The following is a 25310-nucleotide window of genomic DNA, read 5'->3' on the forward strand; positions in this document are numbered from 1 at the left end:
GAAATTCCAAGTTCATGTTTTATTGTTGTCGTGTACTCGTATTTATCCAGTTTTTCCTAAAATGCTCCGAGCGTCCTCTTTCTTTCTCTAAGTCCTGCTGGAGTCGCGCATTTTCCTTTCGAACAGAACTGAGCTCCTGCTTCAAACGATATACCTTATTACGCAACACAGCCTCTATATGACGGTATTCCTCAGTAGTGCGTGAAGGGACGGTCACGCCGTCTATCTCTGATGAAGATAAACGTGCATTATCACGCTCTGCTGATATGGATTCCTTAAAATTATTATATAGGTACTGTCTGCTAACCCCGGCGAGAGCAGCAATGTCTTTAAATGTTATGGCCTCATTACGCTCTTTCAAAGTCGCGATAGCTTCCTCTACAGCACGACGCTTCCGCAAACTTCGTTCTTCTCTAGCTTTAGCGAGGCCTTCAGTGGCTTTGCCGCTCATTCGACAAACTCCAGCTTTATCTGTTTAGCTTTCTGTTCAGCACCTTTGTAGATGCCGTCTTCTTCTATGGCTGAAACGATTTTGCCTAAAGAGTCGTAGACTTCTTTGTTCTTTCTGAGGCGTCGGCCTGTGATTTCTGACATTCTTGTTTTTCCTGACTCTGCATGCTCTTGGGATTCTTCTTGCTGCTCTTGAATGAGAGCATCGATGGCAAGTTTTTCAGATTTAAAAAATTCAACATCTTTTGCATCAGCTCTGAAATGTTTACATGTATAGCAGGCGTTGGCGTGTTCACACCAATCGCCAATTTGAGCAGGCATTGAACAAGCCCCGCCACAGACACGAGTAGCTGCTAGTTGCTCCTTTCTGACAAGAAGCTCACCAATTTTATCATCGACACTGCCATGTATCGTAAAGAACCTTCCGCTACCTTTTTCAAGGAGAGCTTTTTTCTTCAATTCAAGTCTGTTGTTGACATAAACCGTCGCCATATCAGGACTGGTATGGCCAAGCTCCATCATGATATTAAGAATATCATGGCCATTTTGTGCTAAAGATGTGCCCATTGTATGGCGAAGAGGGTGCCAAGAAAAGGTGAGGGGGTTGCCTTCATCATCTTTCACCTGTCGACTTACAGCTTTTTTCTTTATCTCACTCGCAGTCCATTGTTGAGACACAAAACTTTCCCGAGTTCCCGTGACGTAAGGAAAAAGATACTTTGTTGGAGTGCCGTGCTTCTGAACTATCGACTTCCTCTGATCTTCAATGACTTTTATTAATGCCGCGTGAGATTTGTCGCTTTTGGAGAGCGGTTTTCTGTTCCACTTTCTGACCTTGTTCTGCCAGAAATGGAGGATCATAAAGTTATCATCATCCGGATCATTCTTAAGGCAATCAAAGAGAACTGAATGGCCATCTTCAGCGCGCATGCCCGTAGCAAGTATTAGTATAAATATTTGAGGGATAGGGGAGGGGGCATCCTTGACAGCCGTCTGAAGCTCGTCAATGATGCGCTGCGAGTAGGAGCGCCCCACGCCTTCATTCGCATATCCTATACGCCCCAGCCCTTCTTTATAGTGTGTCTTCTTGATTCTCTTGACTGCTCTTTTGGAAACTGACAAAGAAGGCCATTTGTCAGAGAATTCCCTTGAGGCCGTTTGTAGCATCGCCACAGTGTCTGTAAACCAGTTTTTCCCAGATAAGCCTTTCCTATTACCCCATGCTAAATACTCACCTTCAATCAGTTCATCTGATATAAGAGCAGGAGAGGGGGACTCAAATTTCTCGTACATGAAGTCGCGGAAAGTTATAAATCTTCCCATGTAACCAACAAGTGTGCTTGGTGCTAACTCACCATGCTGAATTTTGTTTATGACATGAAAGCGGACAGCATCACGCAACCATTCAGGGTAACGGTAAAAATTAAGGTATTTGTCTGTGGTACGTTGTGTGTCTTTGAATCTGTAATCATCTTCGCTATAAACATCATTGAGGTAGACAATCATTCGCCTCTGAAGAGGCTTGAATTGCTCCCTCTGAATTACAATGTTTTTGTGGATATTGCCAGCAACTGTAATTCGTGCTGGAAGATACTCCTTTTCAACAATGTTGTTGTCACTAACATAACTTTGCTTAATTTTCTTTCTCTTCGAATTGGTCGAGTATCTAGAAAAAATATCTAAAAGTTCATCGTTATGTTTTTTAGTAATTTTTTCTACGCTGCTCGAGGTATAACGAGTTGTAAACTCAGGGTGGGGTATATCTGCCAGGCAAGAAACCCCAAAGTGATTAGATATTTTTCCCCAGTCGGTGTTTAGCCATCTCATTGGCAGACGCCTGCGCTCTATAGAAGAACGAGAGTTGTTGCGTTCATCTGATAGAAATTTTGCCCAATAACATTTCAGTTCAAGTTGTGGTATCAGCGGTAGCCTAGTAAATTCAATAGGTCTGTTTATTCCAACGTGTTCATTCGTAAAGATTTCAATGTTTTTTACAAATTCGTCATCCCAAACATCATTAAAGAACAGTTTGCTGTCATAGGTTTCAATTTTTGCCAAGAGCTGCTCTTCATACAAAACCTGGCTGTCGGCACTTCCCTGAATTACCTTTAGATCCATTTTACGCCTCTATCAGTGATATGTGGCAACTTCCTGAATTCTTCGAGGCGTTTTTCCAGCTTTTCTGGGCCCGTCAGATGAAGCTTTCGCATTTCATGGCTAAATAAATGTTTATAAAAATCCATGGTTGTCTGTGGACTTGCGTGCCCCAGGCGATCCGCTACTTCGAGTAGTCCATAGCCGTCGACAATGGCTTCACTGGCATGCGTGTGCCTGAAATGATGCCAGGTGAAAGCCACAGTGGTTCGTTGCTTTAAGTAGTTCTTTAGATTTTCTGCATAACTACGGGAAAGGGCACGTCCAATGCTGCCTCGCTGAATATTGCAAAATACATATTCGGTGCCCGCTTCAAAAGCGTCTTGATACTCATCGCTTGTGATGAAGTCTTCATACATATCGAGCAAGTAGTCCATGACCGGAATGGCACGAACACGTTGTCCCTTAGCCCTGGCACCATTCTCATTATCGTCCCTAGGGATAATCCAGATGATCTTATCTTCGAGGTCAATGTCTGTGTGGCGGAGCCCTAGAGCCTCGCCAATGCGCATCCCTGTGTTGTACAGCAATGTCACCAGAAAAGCATCTCTCAGCCTATGGCAAGCTTTGATGAGTAATAGGACGCTTTCTGGAGACAGGCGCTTTTCAGTGACCTGTTTCTGGATCTTCCCAATGTCACCGCGTAGGTAACGATCTTTCTGCTTGGTTGTGCGCCGGCTGTTGATGTGCTCGAGGAAGGGCTTATAGCTATAGAGGCCCTGATGATGCTGTGACTGTATTCCTTTGACGTGCTCGAATGGATCTCGCCCCTGGAGATAGCGATAGAAGGATTTGGTAGCCAAATGCAGCTGGTTTTTCAGCGATGGTGAAAGCTTCGGGAGAGAACGTGCATCAAAGGTTACGAGGTTTTCTGGCGGTGGCTCGTCTTTAGCGCTTAAAGCGTAGGGAAGCCACTGAAGGAAATGATCGTAATCGCTTACCGAAATGTTATAGATCGATTTTCCGTTGGAATTGAGGTAGCGACCTAAACGAGCCATGTGGCGTGCGTAGGCGACGATCGTATTCGGAGAGAGGTTGGTTTCCTCAAGGTGGACGATCCAGTCCCGAATGGGGGCAACAGTTTCGCCATCTTGGTCAAGAACGGTCCACGAGACCGCTGTGTCGCTGTAACGAATTTTGACGAGCTTCATAAGCATCACCATCCATGGAATGCTCCATATTTGACATGGTGAGCATATTAGTCAACCCAAAGGAGCTAATCTCAACTCTGACAGCCCAATTGGACACAGTTGACATAGACACCCTTGGTGTCGATATTAACATAATATATATTATACGAACCATAGGGTATGCGGGTTACATCAGTGATCCTGGGCGCCCGTAGAGTCAGTTGCCTTGATCTATCAGGTCAGGTCCATCAAGTCGAGTCGTCGGGCCAAGTCCAGCGAGTTGAACCTGTCGGCTTGCATCAACGATGGCCTGTTTCACGATCCAAGTGCCAAACAGCCCGTTGCCCAGGAGCGCGAACAAAATTATCCTTGATAGCATTCATGCACAAGTGTTGTAGAATAATTCGGGCCACATGTGACCCACACCGCTCATCTTGTCACTCAACCTTGCCGCGCGCCGTGATGACTCACGGATCGGCGCGAACCGGAGTCAGCGATGCCCTCCTTCCCGTCCTGTCTGTCAGCTAGCGCTGGATTCATGCACAACGGCATTCGACGCCTTCGGCGCATCAGCGGCCGCGCAGCCGTGTTGATCATGGCAGCGGGATTGTCAGCCTGTAGCGGACCTCAGATAGAGGATTACGCGGGCAGCGGCCCTGAGCTTCGAATCGATGACTACTTCCTGGGCCACACACGTGGCTGGGGCATGGTGCAGGATTACCGTGGCGAGGTGATGCGGCGGTTCGTGGTCGATGTCATCGGCAGCATGCAAGGCAACCAGCTGATTCTGGAGGAAGACTTCGTCTATGCCGATGGCGAGACACAACACCGCCGCTGGACCTTTACCCCGGCGGGTGATCGCCAATGGACTGGTCGAGCGGCGGATGTGACGGGCGAAGCGATAGCGACGACCCGCGGTAATGCCTTGCGCATGAACTACGTGCTTCAGGTGCCGATCGACGACAGTACTTGGGAGTTCAGCATGGATGACTGGATGTATCTGCAACCGGATGGCCGCATCCTGAACCGGACCTCGATGCGCAAACTGGGCCTCGAAGCCGCCAATATCACCCTGGCATTTCAGCGCTGCCCCTGTGATTCACCGGCAGCTGAGCCGAAATGACGCTCGTGCGCGGCAATGACGTGAGTCCCTGATGGCTTCGAGCCTTGCCTGATGGCTTCACCCCTCGATAGCGCCAGCCTTGTCGGTTCCAGCGCCTGACAGCCCAACCCTCATGAGGCGGCGGAGTCACCCGCATGCTGCTCGAGCGATGTCTCCACCTTGGACAACCACTTGCCGTAATCCTCTTCTGGCGCCATGGGCTCTCCAAAGGCGTATCCCTGCAACTGGTCAAAGCCCAGATCCATCATGGTCTGGCGCTGGCGTGAGTGTTCGATACCAACCGCCACGGCGGAGATCTCCAACATATGCAGGGCCGCCGTCCAGGCTTTCAACAGGCGCGCCTGACGTGGATCCGTCTGCAACAGACTGATCCAGCGTGGATGCAGTTTCACGCTGGTGATGGACAGCATGCTCAACAGGCGCAGGCTGTCATGCTCAGGACCGAAACGGTCGACACAGAAGCTGATGCCGTCATTGGCCAGCGATTTCATCGCCAGCACCAATGGCTCAGGCGTCGCGGAAAAACTCTCGACACCGCTGATATCAAGGCGCAGGCAATCCCCCTTGAGCCGGTAAAGGCGCAGGACACGACGCAGGGCATCCATGTATTCGGTTTCGATCAGGCGCGACGCCGTGATGTTCAGCGACAGCGGCAACAAGGTGTCGTCGCCCTTCCTGGTCGCCAGCCAATGGCTCAGCAAGGCGCAGCTTCTGCGCAGCACCCAGATATCGAGTTCCTCATCCAGCCCCGCGTGTCTGGCGATGCGCAACATCTGATGGGGGGGGATCCAGCGGTTCTTGTCCTGCCAGCGCAGCAGCACTTCCTGACCACTGAGGCCTTGGCTACCCGCAGTGACGATGGGCTGCAGGTGGATGCACAGCTCATTGTCGCGCAGCGCCTGGGCAAAGCGGTTGTTCATCTCGAGGCGCAGATTGAGGTTGTCCGTGAGATCCGCGAACTGGACGCCCTTCTCTTTTGGCGCCCATTCACTGGCACAGACAAGCTCCTCTTCCACCACCTCGACCAGTTCCGCTGCTGACATGCTGTCGCTAACAAAGGTGCCCGCTCCGATCAACAGATCAGGCCGGCTGTTGGCGGAGAGATGCAGCAACCAGGGTTGTTCCACGAAGCGATGCCAGCGCATGCCGTGCAATGCCTGGTCACGCGGCAACAGGATCATCAGGGTGTCGTGACTGACGCGCCCCTTGAGCAGGCCCTCGTCATCGAAGTTTTCATTGAGCTGGTGGGACAGTGATTGCAGCACGCCCTCGTAGAAGTCGACGCCCTGCTGCTTGCGCAGTCTTTCGGCATTCTGCAGCTTGACCAGGATGACCTGTAGCGCTCCCTGACTGGCACGTTCTTCAAGCCAAGCCGTCATTCGCTGCAGGTAGCGACGACGCAGACTGTAGCCGGTGATCGGGTCGATATTGGCTTGCAGGGTGGCACGTGCGCGTTCTGCCAGCAGCGCATCACGCTGGATGAGCTCGTTCTCGACCAGCAGTGCACAGCGCTCCAGTCTCTCCAGCTGGGCCGTATCCAGTTGACGGGGCTTGTGGTCGATCAGGCACAAAGTCCCCAGCGGCAGGCCGCTGCTGTCACGCAGCACGGCACCCGCGTAGAAGCAGACATGCGGTGGCCCCGTCACCAGGGCGTTATCAAAGAAGCGTTCATCCTGGCGCGCATCATTGATGACCAGAAAGCGCTCTTCATGCAGCGCGTGGGCGCAGAAGGCGAGATCCCTGCCCGTCTGCCGAGCATCCAGCCCACAATGGGCCTTGAACCACTGGCGGTCTTCATCCACCAGCGACACGAGGCAGATGGGCACATCAAAGATATCGGCGACCAGCCGCGTCAGATCGTCATAGCGCTTTTCATGGTCACTATCCAATACATGCAGAGAATGCAGGCTATTGAGACGCTCTTCTTCGCGCGGATGAGGTGCCGCCGGCCTGAAGCCGGGCCGGCCACCCGGCGCGAGGGTTGTCTTTGGGGTGGAATCTGCCATGGCCTACTGCCTCGTTGGAATTTCCAGGAGATATAACCGCATGTTCGTACTTGAGCATACTCGTCTCGACTGTTGACTGGCAGAGCCGGCAAGCTGCGCACCACTAACGATAATTGAGCGTGGAAACCCTTGCGCGCATTGCTGCGCGGCAACCTCACGCTGCGACTTTCAACACCACAACGCAGAAAGCCCCGCAGCAAGGCTACAGGGCTTTCTGGATGACACTTGTCCTTTCGAGGTCAGACGCTTCGCGCCTCACGCACGAAATGGCAGAGTCTCAGGCTTCAGCAGGTGCATAGGAGCCATCTTCACGATGGACTTCCTTACCGGTCAGACCCGGGGTGAACACACAGGCCAAGTGCATGGTCTTGGTGGCACGTAACAGGTGATCATCATGCTCGTTGAGGATATAGACGTCGCCCGGCTTGATCGGCCAGATCTTGCCATCCGCAAGGGTTTCGACCTCACCCTCACCTTCCATGCAATACACCACTTCGTAGTGATGCTTGTAATGGATGTGGGTCTCGGTGCCTTCAAAGATGCGGGTGATGTGGAACGAACACTTGCCACCATCTTCATCGAGCAGCAGGCGCGTGCTATCCCAGTTGCCATTCTCGGCCTTGACCAGACGATCGGTGCTGCGGGCTTCTTCAAGATTGCGAACGATCATGTATTTTCCTCACTACGCTGCCAGACATCGACAGCTGACTGATGGCGATTACCGAAACGAAGGGGTGACCTGGATAGGCAATCGATGGGGATGGTAAGCCAGAGACTCACCTACAACCCGCGGGACGCCGATGACCGGGCGCTCCGCGGGAAGACAGCGTTACTTGGACAGCACTGCGGCAGCGTTTTCCTCGATGATATCGAGGGCTTCCAGCAGGTCTTCGTCGCGGATGGTCAGCGGGCACAGGCACTTGACGACCTGACCGGAGTGACCACTGGTCTCGATGATCAAGCCCTGCTCGAAGCAGCGTGAGGTGATGGCATCGGCCAGCTCACCCTCGCGGACATCGATACCGCGCATCAGGCCACGACCCTTCTCGTGCGCTTCGAAGCCGTTTTCGCGAGCCTTGGCGGCAATCTTCTGGAAGCGGTCTTCGACGATACGGCCCTTACGCTGGATATCACGCTCGAACTTGTCGTCGCTCCAGAAGTGACGCAGCGCGGCGGCGCCGGTCACGAAGGCCAATGCGTGGCCACGGAAGGTGCCGTTGTACTGGCTCGGCTTCCACTGGTCCAGCTCGGGACGCATCATCACCATCGCGAACGGCACACCGGAGGCAGACAGCGACTTCGAGTTGCAGACGATGTCCGGCACGATGTTGGCGTGTTCGAAGCTAAAGAACTTGCCGGTACGACCACAACCCGCCTGGATATCATCGACGATCAGAAGGATCTTGTGCTCCTTGCACAAGGCATCCAGACGCTGGAGCCATTCGATGGAGGCCGGGTTGATCCCGCCCTCACCCTGCACGGTCTCGACCAGCACTGCTGCCGGGCGATCCAGACCGCTGGAGGAATCCTTGAGCAGTTTGTCGAGGTAGGCAACGGTGTCGATGCCCTCACCCATGTAGCCATCATAGGGCACGAATTGCGCACCCTGCGCCGGCAGACCCGCCGCATCACGGAACTTGGCGTTACCGGTGGTGGCCAGCGCACCCATGGTCACACCATGGAAGCCGTTGGTGAACGACACGATGTTGTGGCGGCCGGAGACCTTGCGCGCCAGACGAATGGCAGCTTCGACCGCGTTGGTGCCGGTCGGCCCCGGGAAGTGGACCTTGTAGTCCAGACCACGCGGCTTGAGGATCACTTCCTCCAGCGCTTCGAGGAAATCGCGCTTGGCGGAAGTCCACATATCCAGGCCGTGGATGATGCCATCATTGCTGATGTAATCGACCAGTGCCTTCTTAAGTACCGGATGGTTATGCCCGTAGTTGAGCACACCGGCACCGGCGAGGAAATCGATGTAGCGCTTGCCGTCCTCGGTGAACAGGTGGGCATTCTGCGCCTTGGTGAAAACGGTCGGGAAAGAACGCGAATAAGTGCGTACCTCGGATTCCATCTGTTCGAGAATCTGCGTATTCATGCTGTCACCTCCCTGGTGTTGGATGGCCGCGTACTGAAATGGCCATACCAGAATGTAAAGACGATCCAACGAATGACACTGACCCTACCTCACTCACACATGGGGTCAGCAGGAGATGTCACAACCTTCCTGTCGTGAACATCTGCCGGACGGGGCGTGATTCTTCTCGACGACCGACACAAGAATCATGACGGCGTCCCGTCCGGGACTTCTTGCGGTTTACTACCCGCCCTTGCTGCGCATGGGCCTTAATTGCACAAGAGCCTTGAGCGCGTCGAGCACTCAGATGTCTCTTGGCAGGAACGGGCCGATGCGCACCAGGTTTTCGGCTAGGTGCTCGCCACCCAGCTGGTCTGAAGAGAAGTACTCACGCGAGTGCAGCGGCACCTGCCAGCGCTCGGCGAGGCGAGTGAACAATGCCCAGGACGCCTCATTGTCCGGCGTGATGGTGGTCTCGAGATGACGCACGTGCGCCATTTCGGGACGCTTCATCACGGCTTCGATCAAGCGACGTGCCAGGCCAGTCCCACGCGCCTTCTCACCGACGGCGATCTGCCACAGGAAGAAGGTCTGCGGGGCGTCGTTGCGGGTGTAACCGGAAACGAAGCCGACGACCTCACCTTCCTCATCAGTTGCTATGGCGCAGCTGTCACGGAACTGCGTGGCCAGCAAAACGTACGAATACCCTGAATTGAGGTCCAGCGGCGGGCAGGCCTTGACCAGCTCGTAGATGCCCCAGCCATCATCGGTAGTCGGCTGACGGATGAACAACGGCGCACTGGGGCGGTTGATCACGGCATCGTGGGTGTGGTGGGCCAAGCCCTGAATCGTGGAAGTCATTGTCATGGTTTTCATAAAATATTTCGCAGTTGGCGAATTCGCTATAAACCATAACAAACCGTTATGGACATCGCAAACCATAAATTATTCTCGTGAAGCGTATGGATAACGCAGAATTATCACAAAGCCCCGTATCGGTGAGCGGGCAAGCTGGGGCTTAAACCGGGCAACACTCGCCCTTGTCTACCACCCGTTGGGGGTTTTCCCCCACTAGACGCAAGACGGCGCCCCGAGGGGCGCCGTTTGATTGCCTGCTCATCCGGCATCTGGCCTTGTTTTCGTTGCCACTGCCGCTGAGTCGGGTTCTGCACTAGTGCTTGAACCCCAGGGCTTCCGTCACTGCTGTTTCTGCACCTCACGCTGCTTGCTGGCGATCGCGACAATCTGGCCCAGCTCATCATGGCGGCTGAACTGCACCGCGCAATTGCGCCCCTCATGTTTGGCGGCGTAGAGCGCCATGTCTGCATTGTGTGATAGCTGTTCACGGTCGCTGCCATGCTGAGGGGCGATGGCAATCCCGATACTGCAGCCCACTTCCAGCTTGTGCTCTTCATACAGGAATGGCTTGCCCAGACTGTCGATGATGCGCTGGGCCAGCTGGGCGAGTTCGCCGGGGCGCCCCAGATTCGCCTGGATGTCAGCATTGTGGACCATCACCACGAACTCATCGCCTCCCAGACGCGCGACGAAATCGCCCTTGCGCACCACCTGATTGAGTCGCTCCGCGATCACCTTGAGCGCCACATCCCCGGCGGCATGGCCATGGGTATCATTGATGGGCTTGAACTTGTCGATGTCCAGCATGAGACACGCCAGCTGCCCGCCTTCGTCACTGACGCTTTCGAGCCAATGCTCGACCCGCTCATAGAAATGCTGTCGATTGGGCAGTCCCGTCAGAGAATCATGCATCGCCAGTTGCGTGATGCGCTTCTTGTAGTTGTTGCTCTCGATGATGTTGTACTTGAACTTCTGCAACGCCCGCGCCATCTGGCCCACTTCATTGGTGTGCTGGGTGCTGTCGATCACCACGCTGACATCGTCATTGGCCAGGGTATTCATGGTCTGGGTCAGACGACGGATCGGTACCAGCACATAACGCCCGAACAGCCACATCGAGATGCCGATCAGCACCACGATCATCGCCAGCGCCAGGCCATTGACCACCGGGGCCACCCTGGCCAGCAGCTTGAGCGTCTTGCCAACCGCGGCAGAGGTGGCCGCGATCCGCATGCGGCTTTCATGATCCAGCACCGCCAGTGCGTCAAGCGCCGGGGCATCATTGACCTTGACCAGCTGATCGATCTCACGCGGTGAAAGGTCTGCCTGCTCGTCATGCAGCTGGTTGACCTTGTTCAAGCGGTCACCGTAGGACTGGATGACATCGGCGATATCGCGGATGGCACGTTGCTCGGCGGTGTTCATGCCCAGCGCACGATAAGCCGCCAGGGTAGCGCGCAGCGACTCGATGTCCTGCGCCGCCTGCTGACCGTAGATGGCGTCACTGCGCAGCACGTAATTCTTGAAGTGGTGGATCATCTCGCCATAGCCGAGGTCACGGCGCAGGTTGGCCACCAGGCGAGCCTTGCCCATACCGTTCTCGAGCGGATTGTCATTGTCACGCAGCTCCGCGATGGAGATACGCCGCAGGGTATCCAGCCCCGAGACGGCCTGGAAATCATCGATCTGAACCAGCTTGTCGATATCGGCAGTCGAGCGCCCCTGCTCGATCATCGTGCGTATTCTGGGCACCATCAGCTCATAGCGGCTGATGGTGGCACGCAGGCCCGCCACCGCATTTTCCTCCCCCTGGGTCAGCCCAAGGTTCTGATAACGGCTCAGAGCGCTGCGAGCGGCACCGATCTCGTTCTGCACCTCGCCGATCAGCTCGAGGTCCTGACGCAGCACGAGATTCTTGAAGTCATGCACCATGCCGCCATAGCCCAGAGCCTTGGTCAGCTGACCTTCCAGGCGCGGCTTGTCGGAGCGTGCCTGCTGATATTCCTGCCAGTCGCGCTGCAGGTCGGACACGTTGCGGGTAATGAATGCCAACACGACCAGCAACACCAGTCCCGCCAAGGCGGAAAGCGCACAGATGATGATGTTGATGGTGCGAAAGCGCAGGTTGGCCAGACTCATGAAGGCTATCTCTTGACGATGGAAGGAAACGTTCGACGAAAAACGCGTCACGCCGGCCAGCCGATGGGCGCTGCCAGCATGAGAAAGATACTGCCACGATACCAGATAAATCTAATACTTTACGCAGCAACTTCCCCGAACCTCCCTTCATACGCTGTATGCCCTGGCCTGGATGTCCCAGGCTCGCGTCAGATTGCCTCAGACCCTGACAGGCTGACGTCGCGCCCATAAAAAATCTCCCACCGAAAATCGATGGGAGATTGCGTTTCTCGCCTGTGCTTGGCTTCGACCCTTTCCTCGGGCCCGAAGCCAGACCCGACATCAGCTGTAGTAGGCGTTGGTCGTGTCGGTGTGATCGGTGACGTCACGCACACCGGTCAGCTCCGGGATACGCTCCATCAGCGTCTTCTCGACACCATCCTTCAGCGTCAGATCGACGGCGGAGCAGCCCTGGCAGCCGCCACCGAACTGCAGTACGGCGACCTGCTCTTCGGTCAGTTGCACCAGCTTGATCTCGCCACCGTGAGCCGCCAGGCCCGGGTTGATCTCGCTGTAGAGCAGATAGTTGATGCGGTCTTCCAGCGGGCTGTCGGCGTTGACCTTGGGCATCTTGGCGTTCGGCGCCTTGATGGTCAGCTGCCCCCCCATGCGATCGGCATTGAAGTCGACGGTCGCTTCTTCCAGGAACGGCACGCTGTGCGTGTCGAGATAGACCTTCAGCTTCGGCAGATCCAGGATCTCATCCGTCGGCTCTTCCTCGCCAGGACGGCAGTAGGCGAGACAGGTCTCGGCATACGGCGTGCCTGGCTGGGTGATGAAGATGCGCACGCCGATGCCTTCGACGTTCTGCTTCTCGAGCAGCTCGGCAAGATACTCCTGGGCGCTATCGGTAATCTGGATGCTCTCACTCATGGCGCAGAGACTCTCTTGATGTCAGGTGACTAATGGCTCCATGTTAAGGAAAACCTGCTGCACTCGCAATCCTGAGCAAATCACTCGGGTTTGGTGCCCTGCACGCAGCCACTCCCTTGCCGGCACTCCTGACTGACTCATGTTGCGCATGAATCATGCTCATCGTGACGACTCTGCAGTCTGATACGATATCCCAAACTGGCCAGGCGGGGATTTCGTGAACGGATCCCTCGCCAGCGCCTCTCAATAGCAATGAGTTCGCGCCTGTGGCGTGTGACTTTCTCGGCAAGGTACTGGCTCAGAAGGTACTGGCTTGGCAAAGTACTGGCCTGGTAATGAGAGTTACACGTTCGGGAGACAACGCGACAGGTCACGCACGCTGGAGTCCGTCATGGCGCAAGCCCTATCCCCTGTTCCCTATTCTCTGCCCCTGCCCGACGCGCTGAGCCAGGCGCTGCAGGAACGTATCCTGATCCTCGATGGCGGCATGGGCACCATGTTGCAGAGCTACGGGCTGGAGGAGGAAGACTTCCGTGGCGAGCGCTTCGCCGACTGGCCCAGCGACATCAAGGGCAACAACGACCTGCTGGCGCTGACCCGGCCAGACATCGTCGAGGCGATCCACCGCGCCTACTTCGAGGCCGGCGCCGACATCGTCGAGACCAACACCTTCAATGCCACTCAGCTGTCGCAGTCCGATTACGGCATGCAGAGGCTGGTCCACGAGATCAATCTCGAATCGGCACGCCTGGCGCGCAAGACGGCGGATGCCGTGGCCGCCGAGACTGGTATCCCGCGCTTCGTCGCCGGGGTGCTCGGCCCGACCAGCCGCACCTGCTCCATCTCGCCGGACGTGAATGACCCCGCCAAGCGCAATGTCACCTTCGATATTCTGCGCGATAACTACCGCGAGGCCGCATTGGCGCTCTTCGAGGGTGGCGCGGACCTGATCCTGATCGAGACCATCTTCGACACCCTGAATGCCAAGGCGGCGATCTACGCCCTCGAGGAGCTGTTCGACGAAGGCCATCCGCGCCTGCCGGTGATGATCTCCGGCACCATCACCGATGCCTCAGGACGTACGCTGTCCGGCCAGACCACCGAAGCCTTCTGGAACTCGGTGCGTCACGCGCGCCCGCTGAGCATCGGCCTCAACTGCGCGCTGGGCGCCGAGGAGCTACGCCCCTATCTGCGTGAGCTGTCCGAGAAGGCCGATACCTTTGTCTCCGCGCACCCCAACGCCGGCCTGCCCAACGAGTTCGGCGAGTACGACCAGACCCCAGACGAGATGGCCGAGATCATCGGCTCCTTCGCCGCCGCGGGCCTGCTCAACATCATCGGTGGCTGCTGTGGCTCCACCCCGCAGCACATCCAGGCGGTCAAGCGCGTGGTGGCCCAGTACCCGCCGCGCAAGGTGCCGGAGATCGCGCCGGCCTGCCGCCTGTCGGGGCTTGAGCCCTTCAACATCCAGCCGGACTCGCTGTTCGTCAATGTCGGTGAGCGTACCAACGTCACCGGCTCTGCGCGCTTTCGTCGCCTGATCAAGGAGGAGGACTACACCACCGCGCTGGAAGTCGCCCTCGAACAGGTTGAGAACGGCGCCCAGGTCATCGACGTCAACATGGATGAGGGCATGCTGGAGTCACAGGAGGCCATGGTGCGCTTCCTGAACCTGATCGCCTCGGAGCCGGACATCTCGCGCGTGCCGATCATGGTCGACTCCTCGAAGTGGGACATCATCGAGACGGGCCTGAAATGCATCCAGGGCAAGGCGGTGGTCAATTCCATCTCGCTCAAGGAAGGCGAGGAAAGCTTCCGGCAGCAGGCGCAGATCTGTCGCCGTCACGGCGCCGCCGTGGTGGTCATGGCCTTTGATGATGTCGGCCAGGCCGATACCTATCAGCGCAAGATCGAGATCTGCGAGCGCGCCTACCGGATGCTGGTCGATGACATCGGCTTCCCGGCCGAGGACATCATCTTCGACCCCAACATCTTCGCCATCGCCACCGGCATCGAAGAGCACAACAACTACGGTGTCGATTTCATCGAGGCCACGCGCTGGATTCATGACAACCTGCCCCACGCGATGATTTCGGGTGGCGTCTCCAACGTGTCCTTCTCGTTCCGTGGCAACAATCCGGTCCGCGAAGCGATCCATTCGGTATTCCTCTATCACGCCATCCAGGCGGGCCTGAGCATGGGTATCGTCAACGCCGGCCAGCTGGCGCTCTACGATGACCTGCCCCGCGAGCTGCGCGACGCCGTCGAGGACGTGGTGCTCAACCGCCGCGATGACAGCACCGAGCGTCTGCTCGACATCGCCGACAAGTACAAGGGCGATGGCAGCAGCGGTGAGAAGAAGGAAGACCTCGAATGGCGCAGCTGGTCAGTCAACAAGCGCATCGAGCACGCGCTGGTCAAGGGCATCACCGTCCATATCGAGGAAGATACCGAAGAGGCGCGCCTGCAGGCAGCCCGGCCCATCGAGGTCATCGAAGGGCCGTTGATGGACGGCATGAATGTGGTCGGCGACCTGTTCGGCGCGGGCAAGATGTTCCTGCCCCAGGTGGTGAAGTCGGCGCGCGTCATGAAGCAGGCGGTCGCCCACCTGATCCCCTTCATCGAGGCCGAGAAGAGCGGCGAGACCCAGGCCAAGGGCAAGATCGTCATGGCCACCGTCAAGGGCGATGTCCACGACATCGGCAAGAACATCGTCGGCGTGGTGCTTCAGTGCAACAACTATGAGGTGATCGACCTGGGCGTGATGGTGCCGGCGGAGAAGATCCTGCAGACCGCCATCGACGAGAAGGCCGACATCATCGGGCTTTCCGGGCTGATCACGCCGTCGCTGGACGAGATGGTCAATGTCGCCAGGGAGATGCAGCGCCGTGGGTTCGAGTTGCCGCTGCTGATCGGTGGCGCGACCACATCCAAGGCACATACCGCAGTCAAGATCGAACCGCAGTATGATCAGCCGGTCATCTATGTCACCGATGCCTCGCGCGCGGTGGGCGTGGCCTCGCGCCTGCTGTCGCCGGAACTCAAGGCAGCCTATGTTGATCAGATTCGCACCGAGTACGCCGTGGTGCGCGAGCGCAATGCCAAGCGCCACCCCAAGGCCGCGGACCTCGACTACCACGAGGCGCGCAAGCGCCGTTTCCAGCCCGATTGGGAGCATTACACCCCGCCGGCCCCCAGCTTCACCGGCCTCAAGGTCTTCGATGACTACGATCTGAATGAACTGGTCGAGCGCATCGACTGGACGCCCTTCTTCATGAGCTGGCAGCTGGCGGGCAAGTACCCGAAGATTCTGCAGGATGAGACGGTCGGGGAAGCGGCGCGTTCGCTGTTTGCCGATGCCAGGGTGATGCTGCGCAAGCTGATCGATGACAAGGTGCTGTTGGCACGTGGCGTGATCGGCTTCTGGCCGGCCAACTGTGTCGACGACGACACCCTGGAAGTCTACGCCGATGAATCACGCACCCAGGTGGTAGAGCGCCTGCATCACATCCGTCAGCAGATGACCAAGAACCGTGATGGCGTCTGTCACAGTCTTGCCGACTTCATCGCCCCGCGTGACAGCGGCAAGCCGGACTGGATCGGTGGCTTCGCCGTGACCACCGGACATGGCGCGGATGAACTGGCCAGGGAGTACGAGGCGGCGGGCGATGATTACAATGCCATCATGGTCAAGGCGCTGGCGGACCGTCTCGCCGAAGCCTTTGCCGAGCGCCTGCACGAGCGCGTGCGCAAGGAGTTCTGGGGCTACGATAGCCAGGAAGTGCTCGACAACGAGGCATTGATCGCCGAGAAGTATCGCGGCATTCGTCCGGCGCCCGGCTATCCGGCCTGTCCGGATCACACCGAGAAGGCCACGCTGTTCCGCATGCTCGAACCGGAGACGCATGCCGGCATGGTGTTGACCGAGAGCTTCGCCATGTGGCCGGCGGCCGCCGTCTCTGGCTGGTACTTCGCGCACCCGGAGTCGAAGTACTTCTCCACCGGCAAGATCACCCGCGATCAGGTGCAGTCCCTGGCGAGCCGCAAGGCAATGGAGCTTTCCGAGATGGAACGCTGGCTGTCGCCGGTGCTGAGCTACGATCCCGACGCCGATTGATCCCCTCCATCAGCCGCCCCGCCGGTTGATGGAGCCAACGTCAGCTCCACGCGCCTCACCTCTCAGGAGATGGGGCGCGCTGTCATCTGAGAGGCGATGTCTTCAGTTTGCCGAGCACGCTATCATGGCGCTCTTCCTTGTCTGCTGTCGTGAGTCGCCCGTGCTGCCGTTGTCACTGCTTTGTTTATCACTGCTCTGTTTGTCACTGCTCTGTTTGTCACTGCCCTATCTATCACTGCTCGGTTTCTCGCTGCTCAGTTCATCGCAGCCCAGTTCTCTGGTTTCCCGCTTGTCAGCCGCATTCGAGGCTTTTGACCCCTCCTGCTCCTATCACCTTTCCGACTCCCCGCGTGGGAGCGTCTGATGCTGGGGGATCTTGCGCGCAACACACGAATTCTGAAGCTGGCGCTGCCGATCATCGGGGCGATGCTGTCGCAGAGTCTGCTCAACCTGATCGACGCGGCACTGGTCGGCAGTCTGGGCGAGACGGCGCTGGCCGGTGTGGGGATCGGTGGCTATGCCATGTTCATGGTCACGGCGCTGATCTTCGGGCTGTCCTCCGCCGTCCAGGCACAGACTTCGCGGCGCCTGGGCGAGGAAGCACCTGAGCGTTGCGGCGAAGGCCTGAATGCAGGTCTCGTGCTGGCGTTGTCGATCGGCATCCCCGTCACCCTCGCCTGCCATCACTGGGCTGGGCCGCTGCTGTCCTTGATCAATGACCAGCCCGGCGTGCATGAAACCGCCGCCTCGTATTTCCAATGGCGGGTGCTGGGGCTGGTCGCGGTCGCCATGGCGTTCTGCTTCCGAGGTTTCTGGAATGGCCTGCAGCGCACCGGCATCTATCTGCGCATCATGCTGATCACCCAGGCGGTCAATGTCGTGCTCAGCATCATCCTGATCCACGGTCTGTTCGGCGCCCCGCAGATGGGCGCGGATGGTGCCGGGGCCGGTACGACGCTGTCCCTGCTGGTCGCATTGGCGCTGTGGATCAAGGCGACGCTGGGCGAGCGCAGTCTGCACGGTGTCCTGCACGCCTGGCCGCCGATGACGCATTACCTGACGCTGCTCAAGCTGGCGGTGCCCCACTCCTTTCAGCAGCTATGGTTCGCGGCGGGCTACGCGATGCTGTTCTGGATACTCGGTCAGATCGATGCGGCCAGTGTCGCGGTCGGCCATGTGCTGGTGAATCTCTCCCTGCTGCTGATATTGCCCGGGGTCGGACTTGGACTGGCCGCCATGAGTCTGGTGGGTCAGGCCCTGGGCAGCGGCGAGCATGAAGAGGCCCATCGCTGGGGGTGGGACACCGTGCGCGTGGCACTGCCGTGTCTGCTGTTGCTGGGTTTGCCGCTGTGGGTCGCGCCCCAGAGCGTGCTCGGGCTGTTCCTGCATCGCCCGCCATTGATCGAACTGGGCCTGCTGCCGCTGCAGATGACGGCCGCCATGATCGTGCTCGACTGCACCGCCATCGTGCTGGCCCAGGCACTACTGGGCGCCGGCGCCCATCGCACCGTGATGCTTGCCACCTTGAGCCTGCAGTGGCTGATCTTTCTGCCCGCGGCCTGGTGGTGGGGCGTCCACCAGGAAGGTGGCCTTGTCGCCATCTGGGGGATACAGCTCGCCTATCGCCTGCTCAACTCGCTCGTCTTCGGGCTTATCTGGCAACGCAGAGCGTGGCAAGCCTTGCGCCTTTGAAGGTGTTCTCTGGTGCAGCTAGCCAGCAGCCTTTGCTGCCACTCGCGCCTATAGCCCATGGAAGACATCAAGTAATAATGATATATGTCGTTCAATCGTTGAAGCTTGGTAATTGGCAGTCTTGTTGAAGTCCATACCCAGCTTGCCCAGTCGCGTACCCTGATAGAAACAAAAGTCAATGCACTAGGGAGAACGCCATGTCCGCTGCCACCATCAGGACAGGACGAGCACAACTTGGCTTGCCAAGGCTGATCGTCCTGTGTGGTTGCCTTGCCCTCAGCGGGCTGGTGAATGCCTTATCCTCTGGCTCTTCCTCCTCCGACCTCACGTCTCGAGCCTCCGAAAACACTCAAGCCCCTGCCTACCCTTCAGGCCAATCGAGAGCGCGTGGTGCACAGGAGGCGATGCCAGGACGCCCGCTGACCGCCACCTTCGTAAACCCGGGACTGCGTGGCGAACGCTTCTGGGACATGGTGACCGACACCATGCAAGCAGCCGCCCTGAACCTGAATATCTCACTGGAAGTCGTCTACGCCGAGCGCAATCCCTACCTGCTCAAGAAACTCGCGATTCAGGCTTTGGAAAGCCCTGCCGCTCCGGATTACCTCCTGCTGGTCAATGAAGAGCAGGCGGCATCCGAGTTGTTGACGATTGCGGATAGCCACGACACCCATGTCGTGATGCTGTTGAACGGACTGAGCCGCGAAGAGGCGCTGACCCATGGCACCCCGGGGTCCCTCCACCCCTCCTGGATCGGCAGCATCATCCCGGACAACCACACTGCGGGCAAACGCATGGCGACCCAGCTGATCAAGGTGGCGAGAGAAGGCTCACCCACCGGCCAACTGCATGGACTCGCCTTGATCGGCGATACCCGAACCCCTGCCTCGATTGCCCGTAATACCGGCATGGTGGTCGGCTTTTCCCAGGACCAGGACGTCCAGATAGACCGCATACTCGAGGCGCGCTGGAATACTCAGGATGCCGAACATCTTACTGCGCAATATCTCAAGTGGGTCAGCCGCTCGAGCGGTCAGAATGATCTGATCTGGGCGGCGAATGATGCCATGGCCGAGGGGGCCATTCTTGCGCTCGAGTCAGCGGGCCTCACGCCCGGCGTGGATGTGCTGGTGGCAGGGCTCAACTGGTCACCGGAGGGTATCAGCATGGTCAAGGACCAACGCATGCTGTTGACGGACGGCGGGCATTTCATGGCGGGAGCCTGGGCGATGGTGATGGCAAGAGACCATGCCGATATCGAGGACTGGTCCCCCAGAACCGTCAACTTTCCGATGAGCGCGATCACGCATGACAATGTGGCGCGATATGGCCCGCTTCTGGAGAACCCTGACTGGGAAGCTGCAGATTTCGCCGCCTTCGGCTTGCAGGCATCGCGGGATGACTATGAGTTTGATCCGATGAGGGTATTGACGCAGATTCTTGGTCACCAGGCCCCGGCATCCGGATTGCCCCCCTCAGGCTCCCGCCACCCAGAAGAAGACTGCACGTTCCAGCGCGCTCATGGACACCCCTCAATGAGGAGGCGCAAGGAGAGCTCGCAGGGCAACATCCATCGCCACCGAGGGAGAACAGCGTGATCAATGATGGTCAGAAACTCGCCAAGGCCCCCGGTACGGGGCCCGAGAGTGATGGCGAGCATGCGTCACCGCTCAGATGGCGAATACTGCGGATACTTGCACCGCTGGTATTCACCATCTGTGCCATCAGTGGAGCCGTGAGTTATTACCTGTATGCCAGCGAGGCCGTCGAGCACATGCATGATGACCATCAGGAAATGATGGATATCGTGGCGCTGTCGATGCCGGACGCCATATGGAACTTCGACGATGAGAGAATCCATGCCTACCTCGAGACTCTCAGTCACCACGCCAGTGTTCATGCCGTGCGCTACTTCAATCATGAGGGGGAGCTTGTCGAGGAGATTGCCAAGAGCGGCACAGCATTGGATCCCGTCACGCATTCGAAGCCACTTGTCTATCAGAACTCACTGGTCAAGCAGGCCGTTGGCAGGCTTGAACTGGAGAGCACCAACGCCCCGTTGCTTGCCGCCCGTTACCAGGGTGGAGCTGTGCTGTTCGGGATCGCCCTGACCATCATTCTGTCGATCCTGCTGATGCTTTCCTGGCAGTTGAAGCGGTATGTGATGGACCCCTTGAGCAAGGCCGTGAGGCGCATGCGGCAGCTGGAGGGCCAGCATGCCACCTTCCAACGCATCCCCCCCCGTTCACTCGCGCGAGATCAACAAGGTCATCGTGGAGCTGAACAAGCTGGGGGAGCGAATCTTCAACATGATGGAAGCGCTGCGTGATAACGAAGAGCGCTATCAACACTTCTATCGTGATACCCCCGCGTTGCTGCTGGTGATCGACGATAAGGGCACTGTGCAGGATGCCAGCGAGCAAATGCTGGAGGTGACCGGCTGGGCTCGTGAACATCTTGTCGGCATGCCCTTCCATGCTCTCATCAGCAGTCAGAATGGCAAGCACATCCATCGCATCAGCACGGCCTTGCGACTGGGCAATGCCTGCAACGATCTGGTGATGACATTGAACTGCCAACACCAGGAAGACCGTCAGGTTCAGGTGGTCATTCCCGCCGCCAATGGCAGCCAGGCCCGGGGCACGATGATGCTGCTGACGGACATCACCGAACTGACCAGGACCCAGCAACGGCTGTTGGAGCATGAGCTGATTGACCCCTTGACGCAGTTACCCAACCGGCTGTCGCTCAATCAGCATGTCCAGCAGTTGATCGCACGTGACGCTGTCTTTGGTTTGCTGCTGGTTAATATCGATCGATTCCACAGCATCAATCACCACCTGGGGCCGATGGACGGCGATCTTCTTTTGAAAGAGGTTGGCGCACGGCTCAAGGAGTGTGCCCCCGACTGGATCGCACGTACGGGTGGCGATGAATTCGTCATGACCTGTGATATCAATGACTTGCGCCCACTTGCCCACCGGATTCAAATCGCATTCTCCCATCCGCTGCTCAAGGCTGGCGAACCCATCCATCTCAGCCTGAGCATGGCGGGCCTGCAGGCGCAGGCAGATGACGAGAGCCCCAGCCGCCTGATGCGTCTACTGGAACTTACCGTGGTGGACATCAAGCACAAGGGGGGAAATCAATATCGCACCTGTGTCCGCGATAGCGCGCTGGAAGACGGTGAGCCGTTGTTCCTGAAGGAGCGCATGATCCGCGAAGCCTTGACCATGGGCTGGTTCCGCCTTTATCTACAGCCCATCTTCCGGGCGGCCAGTGCGGACCTGGAGGCTCCGGAACTGCTCGGCGCGGAGGCACTGATCCGCCTTGAGCACCCTGATCTCGGCCTGGTGCCCCCCGATGAGTTCATTGCAGCGGAGGAAAAGACCGGACAGATCGTCGAGATCGGCAACTGGGTATTGGAAGAGGCTGCCGTCATTCTGTGCGAATGGCGACGGCTCGGCATCGAGGAGCGCTATCTGTCCGTCAATGCCTCCGTCATCCAGTTCAGGGATCAAGGTATTCTGCACCAGCTCGAGTCACTGCTCGAGCGCTACCCGATTCATCCCTCGCAGCTGGTGGTCGAGGTCACCGAGAACCTGATGCTCGACAGCAAAGACAGCCTGCGTTATCAACTGCAGGCAATACGCAGACTGGGAGTCAACCTCTCGCTGGATGATTTCGGGACAGGCTTCTCATGCCTCTCCTATCTGCATGATCTGCCTTTCGGCATCCTGAAGGTCGATCGCTCCTTCGTCATGAATGTCGAGACCAGTCGCCGCGACAGGGAGCTGGCGCGGGTCATCGTCGCGATGGGCCAATCACTCGGCATGCAGGTCGTTGTCGAGGGGGTCGAGGAGCGGGGGCAAGCCGAAATCTTCCAGGCCATGGGCGTCCACGCCTTCCAGGGCTATCTCTTCGGTCGCCCGATGCCGCAGCAGGCCTTCGAGACGCGCTTTCACGCCAACGCGGATGCGCGTGTCAGTCTGCTGAAACCCATCAGGAGCGCACCAGGCACAGGCAATGACCCGGGCTGATGGCATCTGGCTGAGGCCGTCCGTTCTGCGCAAGCCCGGAATGTGGCAGGCCCATGCCTGTCGTGAGACCCGGGCAACATGACCAGACGCCTTCCCCTCCGGCGGCTGGTCTTTTCTTTTTCGCTGCTGGTAGGCAAACTCAACGCGCCTTCTTAATAACGCCATCGTCGAAAACTATGAGGATTTATTCTTTTAAAGAATAAAGAATAGAGGGTATGGTGGCTTCAGCATCAACAAGATTCGCATCAGTGGACGATCATCTGATGCCCGACCGCAGGACACCCCTGACATGTATCGCTATGACACCTACGACCAGACACTGGTCGACGAGCGGGTAGCTCAGTTCAAGGACCAGATGGATCGCTATCTGGCGGGCCGTCTGGGAGATGCAGAATTCCGCCCTCTGCGCCTGCAGAACGGCCTCTACATCCAGCGTCATGCCCCGATGCTGCGTATCGCCATTCCCTACGGCATGTTGAGCGCTGTCCAGCTGCGCGCCATGGCGGCCATCAGCCGTCGTTATGACCGTTCCTATGGACACTTCACGACTCGCCAGAATCTGCAGCTCAACTGGCCGAAGCTGGAAGATGTCCCGGCGATTCTCGCCGAACTGGCTCAGGTCGAGATGCATGCGATCCAGACCAGCGGCAACTGCATCCGCAATACCACCACTGACCAGTTCGCCGGTATCGCGGAAGACGAGACCGTCGATCCACGTCCCTGGTGTGAGCTGATCCGTCAGTGGTCCACGCTTCACCCGGAATTTGCCTATCTGCCGCGCAAGTTCAAGATTGCCGTCACCGGTGCCAGCGCCGACCGCGCTGCCATCCAGGTCCACGATATCGGCATTCGTCTCAACCGCGCCGACGATGGCAGCGTCAAGGCCACCATCCTGGCGGGTGGCGGTCTCGGCCGTACGCCGATGGTCGGCGACATCGTGCGCGAAGACCTCGACTGGCAGCACCTGCTGACCTATCTGGACGCCATCGTGCGTGTCTACAACCAGTGGGGCCGTCGCGACAACAAGTACAAGGCGCGCATCAAGATCCTGGTCAAGGCACTGGGAATCGAGGAATTCCGTCGTCGCGTCGAGGAAGAATGGGCCCACCTCAAGGATGGCCCGGAAACCCTCACCGACTCCGCCGTCACCAAGGCGACCAGCTACTTCCCCGAGCCTGAGCGCCGTGAAGTCAGCGCCGAGGCCATCGAGGCCTATGAGACCCTGCGCCGCGAGAACCGTGCCTTCGCGCGTTTCGTGACCAACAACGTCGTCGGCCACAAGGTGCCGGGCTACAAGGCCGTCACCCTGTCGCTCAAGCGCCGCGAACTGGCCCCGGGTGACGTCACCGCCGACCAGATGGACGCCGTGGCTGACCTCGCGGAGCAGTACGGCTTCGGTGAACTGCGCGTGACTCACGAGCAGAACCTGGTGCTGTCTGACGTGCCGGTTGATGAACTCGAGACACTCTGGAAGGCGCTGGAAGAACTCGGCATGGCCAACCCGACCGTGGGCACGCTGGCGGACATGATCTGCTGCCCGGGTGGCGATTTCTGCTCGCTGGCCAATGCCAAGTCGATTCCCATCGCTCAGGCACTGCAGGACCGCTTCGAAGACCTCGACTTCCTGTACGACCTCGGCCCGCTGGACCTGAACATCTCGGGCTGCATGAACGCCTGTGGCCATCACCACGTCGGCAACATCGGTATCCTCGGTGTCGACAAGAAAGGCCAGGAGTTCTACCAGGTCTCGCTGGGCGGACGCAGCGACGACAACGCCACGCTTGGCAAGATCCTCGGCCCGTCCTTCAATGCCGAAGACATGCCGAACGTCATCGACAAGGTGCTGCAGGTGTACGTCGAGCAGCGTCTGGAAGATGAAGTCTTCGTCGATACCTACCACCGCATCGGCATGAAGCCGTTCAAGGAGCGGGTCTATGCCTGAGGTGACTGCAGAAATGACATCAGCACGTGAATTGACCGATCAGCGCCAGGGTGGCGTCATCCGTCAGAATCAGCTGGTGAGCGAAGATGCCTGGCAGGTCGTGCGTCTGGATGAAGACGGCAATCTGCCGAGCTATCAGGCACCCGCCCTGCTGCCGCTGTCAGAATGGCAGGCGCTGGTCGCCGCCGGCGAAGGCTCTGATCATCTGGCGCCCTGGCTTGCCAGTGACACCGAGCTCACGCCGGAACTGGGCAAGGCACTGGCGGACGCACCGCTGCTAGCGGTCGACTTCCCGAACTTCAATGATGGCCGCGGTTACACCATCGCCCGCCTGATGCGCGAGCGCTTCGGCTATCAGGGTGAGATTCGCGCCATCGGTGACGTGCTGGTGGATCAACTCCACTACATGAGCCGTTGCGGCATCAGTGCTTTCGCCCTGCGTGACGATCAGTACGTGGAAGATGCCTTGCATGCCCTGAGCTCGTTCAGCGTCAGCTACCAGACCGGCGTCGACCAGAAGACGCCGCTGTTCGCGCGTCGCTGATCGCCAGCTCTTGATCACTCACTGCTTCTGCCTTCGGATAGACACTGGATAGAAGGCAATCGCAGCCGAGTGAGCCAAGCAAAAGCCCCCGTCCAGGATGCTCTCCTGGGCGGGGGCTTTTTTCGTGCC

Annotated in this window: 17 protein-coding genes; 8 read left to right on the plus strand and 9 right to left on the minus strand. The window is 58.0% G+C overall.

Annotated features, from left to right (window positions below):
• Positions 1-19 precede the first annotated feature (19 nt).
• From CLAM6_RS08845 to CLAM6_RS08855, 3 genes are read right to left on the minus strand one after another with little or no spacing between them, the layout of a single operon-like run.
• Positions 20-451: a DUF6262 family protein gene (locus tag CLAM6_RS08845; protein ID WP_153635778.1), complete on the minus strand. Its 432-nt coding sequence runs from the start codon at positions 449-451 to the stop codon at positions 20-22.
• Positions 448-2568 carry a tyrosine-type recombinase/integrase gene (locus CLAM6_RS08850; RefSeq protein ID WP_153635779.1) on the minus strand — a complete coding sequence of 707 codons (2121 nt, stop codon included), beginning with the start codon at positions 2566-2568 and terminating at the stop codon, positions 448-450. The genes CLAM6_RS08845 and CLAM6_RS08850 overlap by 4 nt, the downstream gene beginning before the upstream one ends.
• Positions 2559-3755 carry a tyrosine-type recombinase/integrase gene (locus CLAM6_RS08855; protein WP_242007789.1) on the minus strand — a complete coding sequence of 399 codons (1197 nt, stop codon included), beginning with the start codon at positions 3753-3755 and terminating at the stop codon, positions 2559-2561. Before CLAM6_RS08855 ends, CLAM6_RS08850 begins: the two co-directional genes overlap by 10 nt.
• Positions 3756-4230: 475 nt before the next feature.
• On the opposite strand from CLAM6_RS08855, the gene CLAM6_RS08860 reads away from it, so the two are divergent.
• Positions 4231-4857 (plus strand): DUF3833 domain-containing protein, encoded by a 627-nt coding sequence (locus CLAM6_RS08860; protein ID WP_242007790.1) that lies wholly within the window; start codon positions 4231-4233, stop codon positions 4855-4857.
• A 110-nt stretch (positions 4858-4967) separates the two neighbouring features.
• Here the strand turns inward: CLAM6_RS08860 and CLAM6_RS08865 are convergent, their stop codons facing one another.
• The 6 genes from CLAM6_RS08865 to nfuA form a co-directional block, all read right to left on the minus strand.
• Positions 4968-6863: an EAL domain-containing protein gene (locus CLAM6_RS08865; protein ID WP_153635781.1), complete on the minus strand. Its 1896-nt coding sequence runs from the start codon at positions 6861-6863 to the stop codon at positions 4968-4970.
• A 277-nt stretch (positions 6864-7140) separates the two neighbouring features.
• Positions 7141-7533 carry an ectoine synthase gene (locus CLAM6_RS08870; protein WP_107334782.1) on the minus strand — a complete coding sequence of 131 codons (393 nt, stop codon included), beginning with the start codon at positions 7531-7533 and terminating at the stop codon, positions 7141-7143.
• A 159-nt stretch (positions 7534-7692) separates the two neighbouring features.
• On the minus strand, positions 7693-8958 hold the full coding sequence (ectB, locus tag CLAM6_RS08875; RefSeq protein WP_107334781.1) for a diaminobutyrate--2-oxoglutarate transaminase: 1266 nt from the start codon (positions 8956-8958) through the stop codon (positions 7693-7695).
• 282 nt (positions 8959-9240) lie between these two features.
• Positions 9241-9798, minus strand: coding sequence for a diaminobutyrate acetyltransferase (ectA, locus tag CLAM6_RS08880; RefSeq protein ID WP_441303524.1), 558 nt, complete (start codon positions 9796-9798; stop codon positions 9241-9243).
• A gap of 336 nt (positions 9799-10134) precedes the next feature.
• Positions 10135-11934 carry a sensor domain-containing diguanylate cyclase gene (locus CLAM6_RS08885; protein ID WP_153635782.1) on the minus strand — a complete coding sequence of 600 codons (1800 nt, stop codon included), beginning with the start codon at positions 11932-11934 and terminating at the stop codon, positions 10135-10137.
• 321 nt (positions 11935-12255) lie between these two features.
• Positions 12256-12846: a Fe-S biogenesis protein NfuA gene (nfuA, locus tag CLAM6_RS08890; RefSeq protein ID WP_054556652.1), complete on the minus strand. Its 591-nt coding sequence runs from the start codon at positions 12844-12846 to the stop codon at positions 12256-12258.
• A gap of 391 nt (positions 12847-13237) precedes the next feature.
• Here nfuA and metH point away from each other — a divergent pair, with 391 nt between their 5' ends.
• From metH to CLAM6_RS08925, 7 genes are all read left to right on the plus strand, one after another.
• Positions 13238-16963 (plus strand): methionine synthase, encoded by a 3726-nt coding sequence (gene metH / locus CLAM6_RS08895; RefSeq protein WP_153635783.1) that lies wholly within the window; start codon positions 13238-13240, stop codon positions 16961-16963.
• Between the two features lie 363 nt (positions 16964-17326).
• Positions 17327-18655, plus strand: coding sequence for an MATE family efflux transporter (locus tag CLAM6_RS08900; protein ID WP_153635784.1), 1329 nt, complete (start codon positions 17327-17329; stop codon positions 18653-18655).
• Positions 18656-19059: 404 nt separating this feature from the next.
• On the plus strand, positions 19060-20253 hold the full coding sequence (locus tag CLAM6_RS08905; RefSeq protein ID WP_172978671.1) for an ABC transporter substrate-binding protein: 1194 nt from the start codon (positions 19060-19062) through the stop codon (positions 20251-20253).
• Entirely contained in the window at positions 20250-20984 is a 735-nt protein-coding gene (locus CLAM6_RS08910) for a hypothetical protein (protein ID WP_153635786.1), read from the plus strand. Before CLAM6_RS08905 ends, CLAM6_RS08910 begins: the two co-directional genes overlap by 4 nt.
• Positions 20872-22695: a putative bifunctional diguanylate cyclase/phosphodiesterase gene (locus CLAM6_RS08915; RefSeq protein ID WP_153635787.1), complete on the plus strand. Its 1824-nt coding sequence runs from the start codon at positions 20872-20874 to the stop codon at positions 22693-22695. The genes CLAM6_RS08910 and CLAM6_RS08915 overlap by 113 nt, the downstream gene beginning before the upstream one ends.
• Before the next feature lie 289 nt (positions 22696-22984).
• Positions 22985-24637, plus strand: a complete 1653-nt coding sequence (locus CLAM6_RS08920) for a nitrite/sulfite reductase (protein WP_153635788.1) — start codon at positions 22985-22987, stop codon at positions 24635-24637.
• Complete coding sequence (locus CLAM6_RS08925) at positions 24630-25181, plus strand: DUF934 domain-containing protein (protein WP_242007792.1); 552 nt, start codon at positions 24630-24632, stop codon at positions 25179-25181. The genes CLAM6_RS08920 and CLAM6_RS08925 overlap by 8 nt, the downstream gene beginning before the upstream one ends.
• The last annotated feature ends 129 nt before the right edge of the window (positions 25182-25310 follow it).

This window comes from Cobetia sp. AM6, from assembly GCF_009617955.1.
GTDB lineage: Bacteria > Pseudomonadota > Gammaproteobacteria > Pseudomonadales > Halomonadaceae > Cobetia > Cobetia amphilecti.

What these genes read in the sequence shown, in the direction of transcription:
- CLAM6_RS08845 (WP_153635778.1), bottom strand. Translation starts at nt 451, where the DNA reads ATGAGCGGCAAAGCCACTGAAGGCCTCGCTAAAGCTAGAGAAGAACGA.
- CLAM6_RS08850 (WP_153635779.1), bottom strand. Translation starts at nt 2,568, where the DNA reads ATGGATCTAAAGGTAATTCAGGGAAGTGCCGACAGCCAGGTTTTGTAT.
- CLAM6_RS08855 (WP_242007789.1), bottom strand. Translation starts at nt 3,755, where the DNA reads ATGAAGCTCGTCAAAATTCGTTACAGCGACACAGCGGTCTCGTGGACC.
- CLAM6_RS08860 (WP_242007790.1), top strand. Translation starts at nt 4,231, where the DNA reads ATGCCCTCCTTCCCGTCCTGTCTGTCAGCTAGCGCTGGATTCATGCAC.
- CLAM6_RS08865 (WP_153635781.1), bottom strand. Translation starts at nt 6,863, where the DNA reads ATGGCAGATTCCACCCCAAAGACAACCCTCGCGCCGGGTGGCCGGCCC.
- CLAM6_RS08870 (WP_107334782.1), bottom strand. Translation starts at nt 7,533, where the DNA reads ATGATCGTTCGCAATCTTGAAGAAGCCCGCAGCACCGATCGTCTGGTC.
- ectB (WP_107334781.1), bottom strand. Translation starts at nt 8,958, where the DNA reads ATGAATACGCAGATTCTCGAACAGATGGAATCCGAGGTACGCACTTAT.
- ectA (WP_441303524.1), bottom strand. Translation starts at nt 9,798, where the DNA reads ATGACTTCCACGATTCAGGGCTTGGCCCACCACACCCACGATGCCGTG.
- CLAM6_RS08885 (WP_153635782.1), bottom strand. Translation starts at nt 11,934, where the DNA reads ATGAGTCTGGCCAACCTGCGCTTTCGCACCATCAACATCATCATCTGT.
- nfuA (WP_054556652.1), bottom strand. Translation starts at nt 12,846, where the DNA reads ATGAGTGAGAGCATCCAGATTACCGATAGCGCCCAGGAGTATCTTGCC.
- metH (WP_153635783.1), top strand. Translation starts at nt 13,238, where the DNA reads ATGGCGCAAGCCCTATCCCCTGTTCCCTATTCTCTGCCCCTGCCCGAC.
- CLAM6_RS08900 (WP_153635784.1), top strand. Translation starts at nt 17,327, where the DNA reads ATGCTGGGGGATCTTGCGCGCAACACACGAATTCTGAAGCTGGCGCTG.
- CLAM6_RS08905 (WP_172978671.1), top strand. Translation starts at nt 19,060, where the DNA reads ATGCCAGGACGCCCGCTGACCGCCACCTTCGTAAACCCGGGACTGCGT.
- CLAM6_RS08915 (WP_153635787.1), top strand. Translation starts at nt 20,872, where the DNA reads ATGCCACCTTCCAACGCATCCCCCCCCGTTCACTCGCGCGAGATCAAC.
- CLAM6_RS08920 (WP_153635788.1), top strand. Translation starts at nt 22,985, where the DNA reads ATGTATCGCTATGACACCTACGACCAGACACTGGTCGACGAGCGGGTA.
- CLAM6_RS08925 (WP_242007792.1), top strand. Translation starts at nt 24,630, where the DNA reads ATGCCTGAGGTGACTGCAGAAATGACATCAGCACGTGAATTGACCGAT.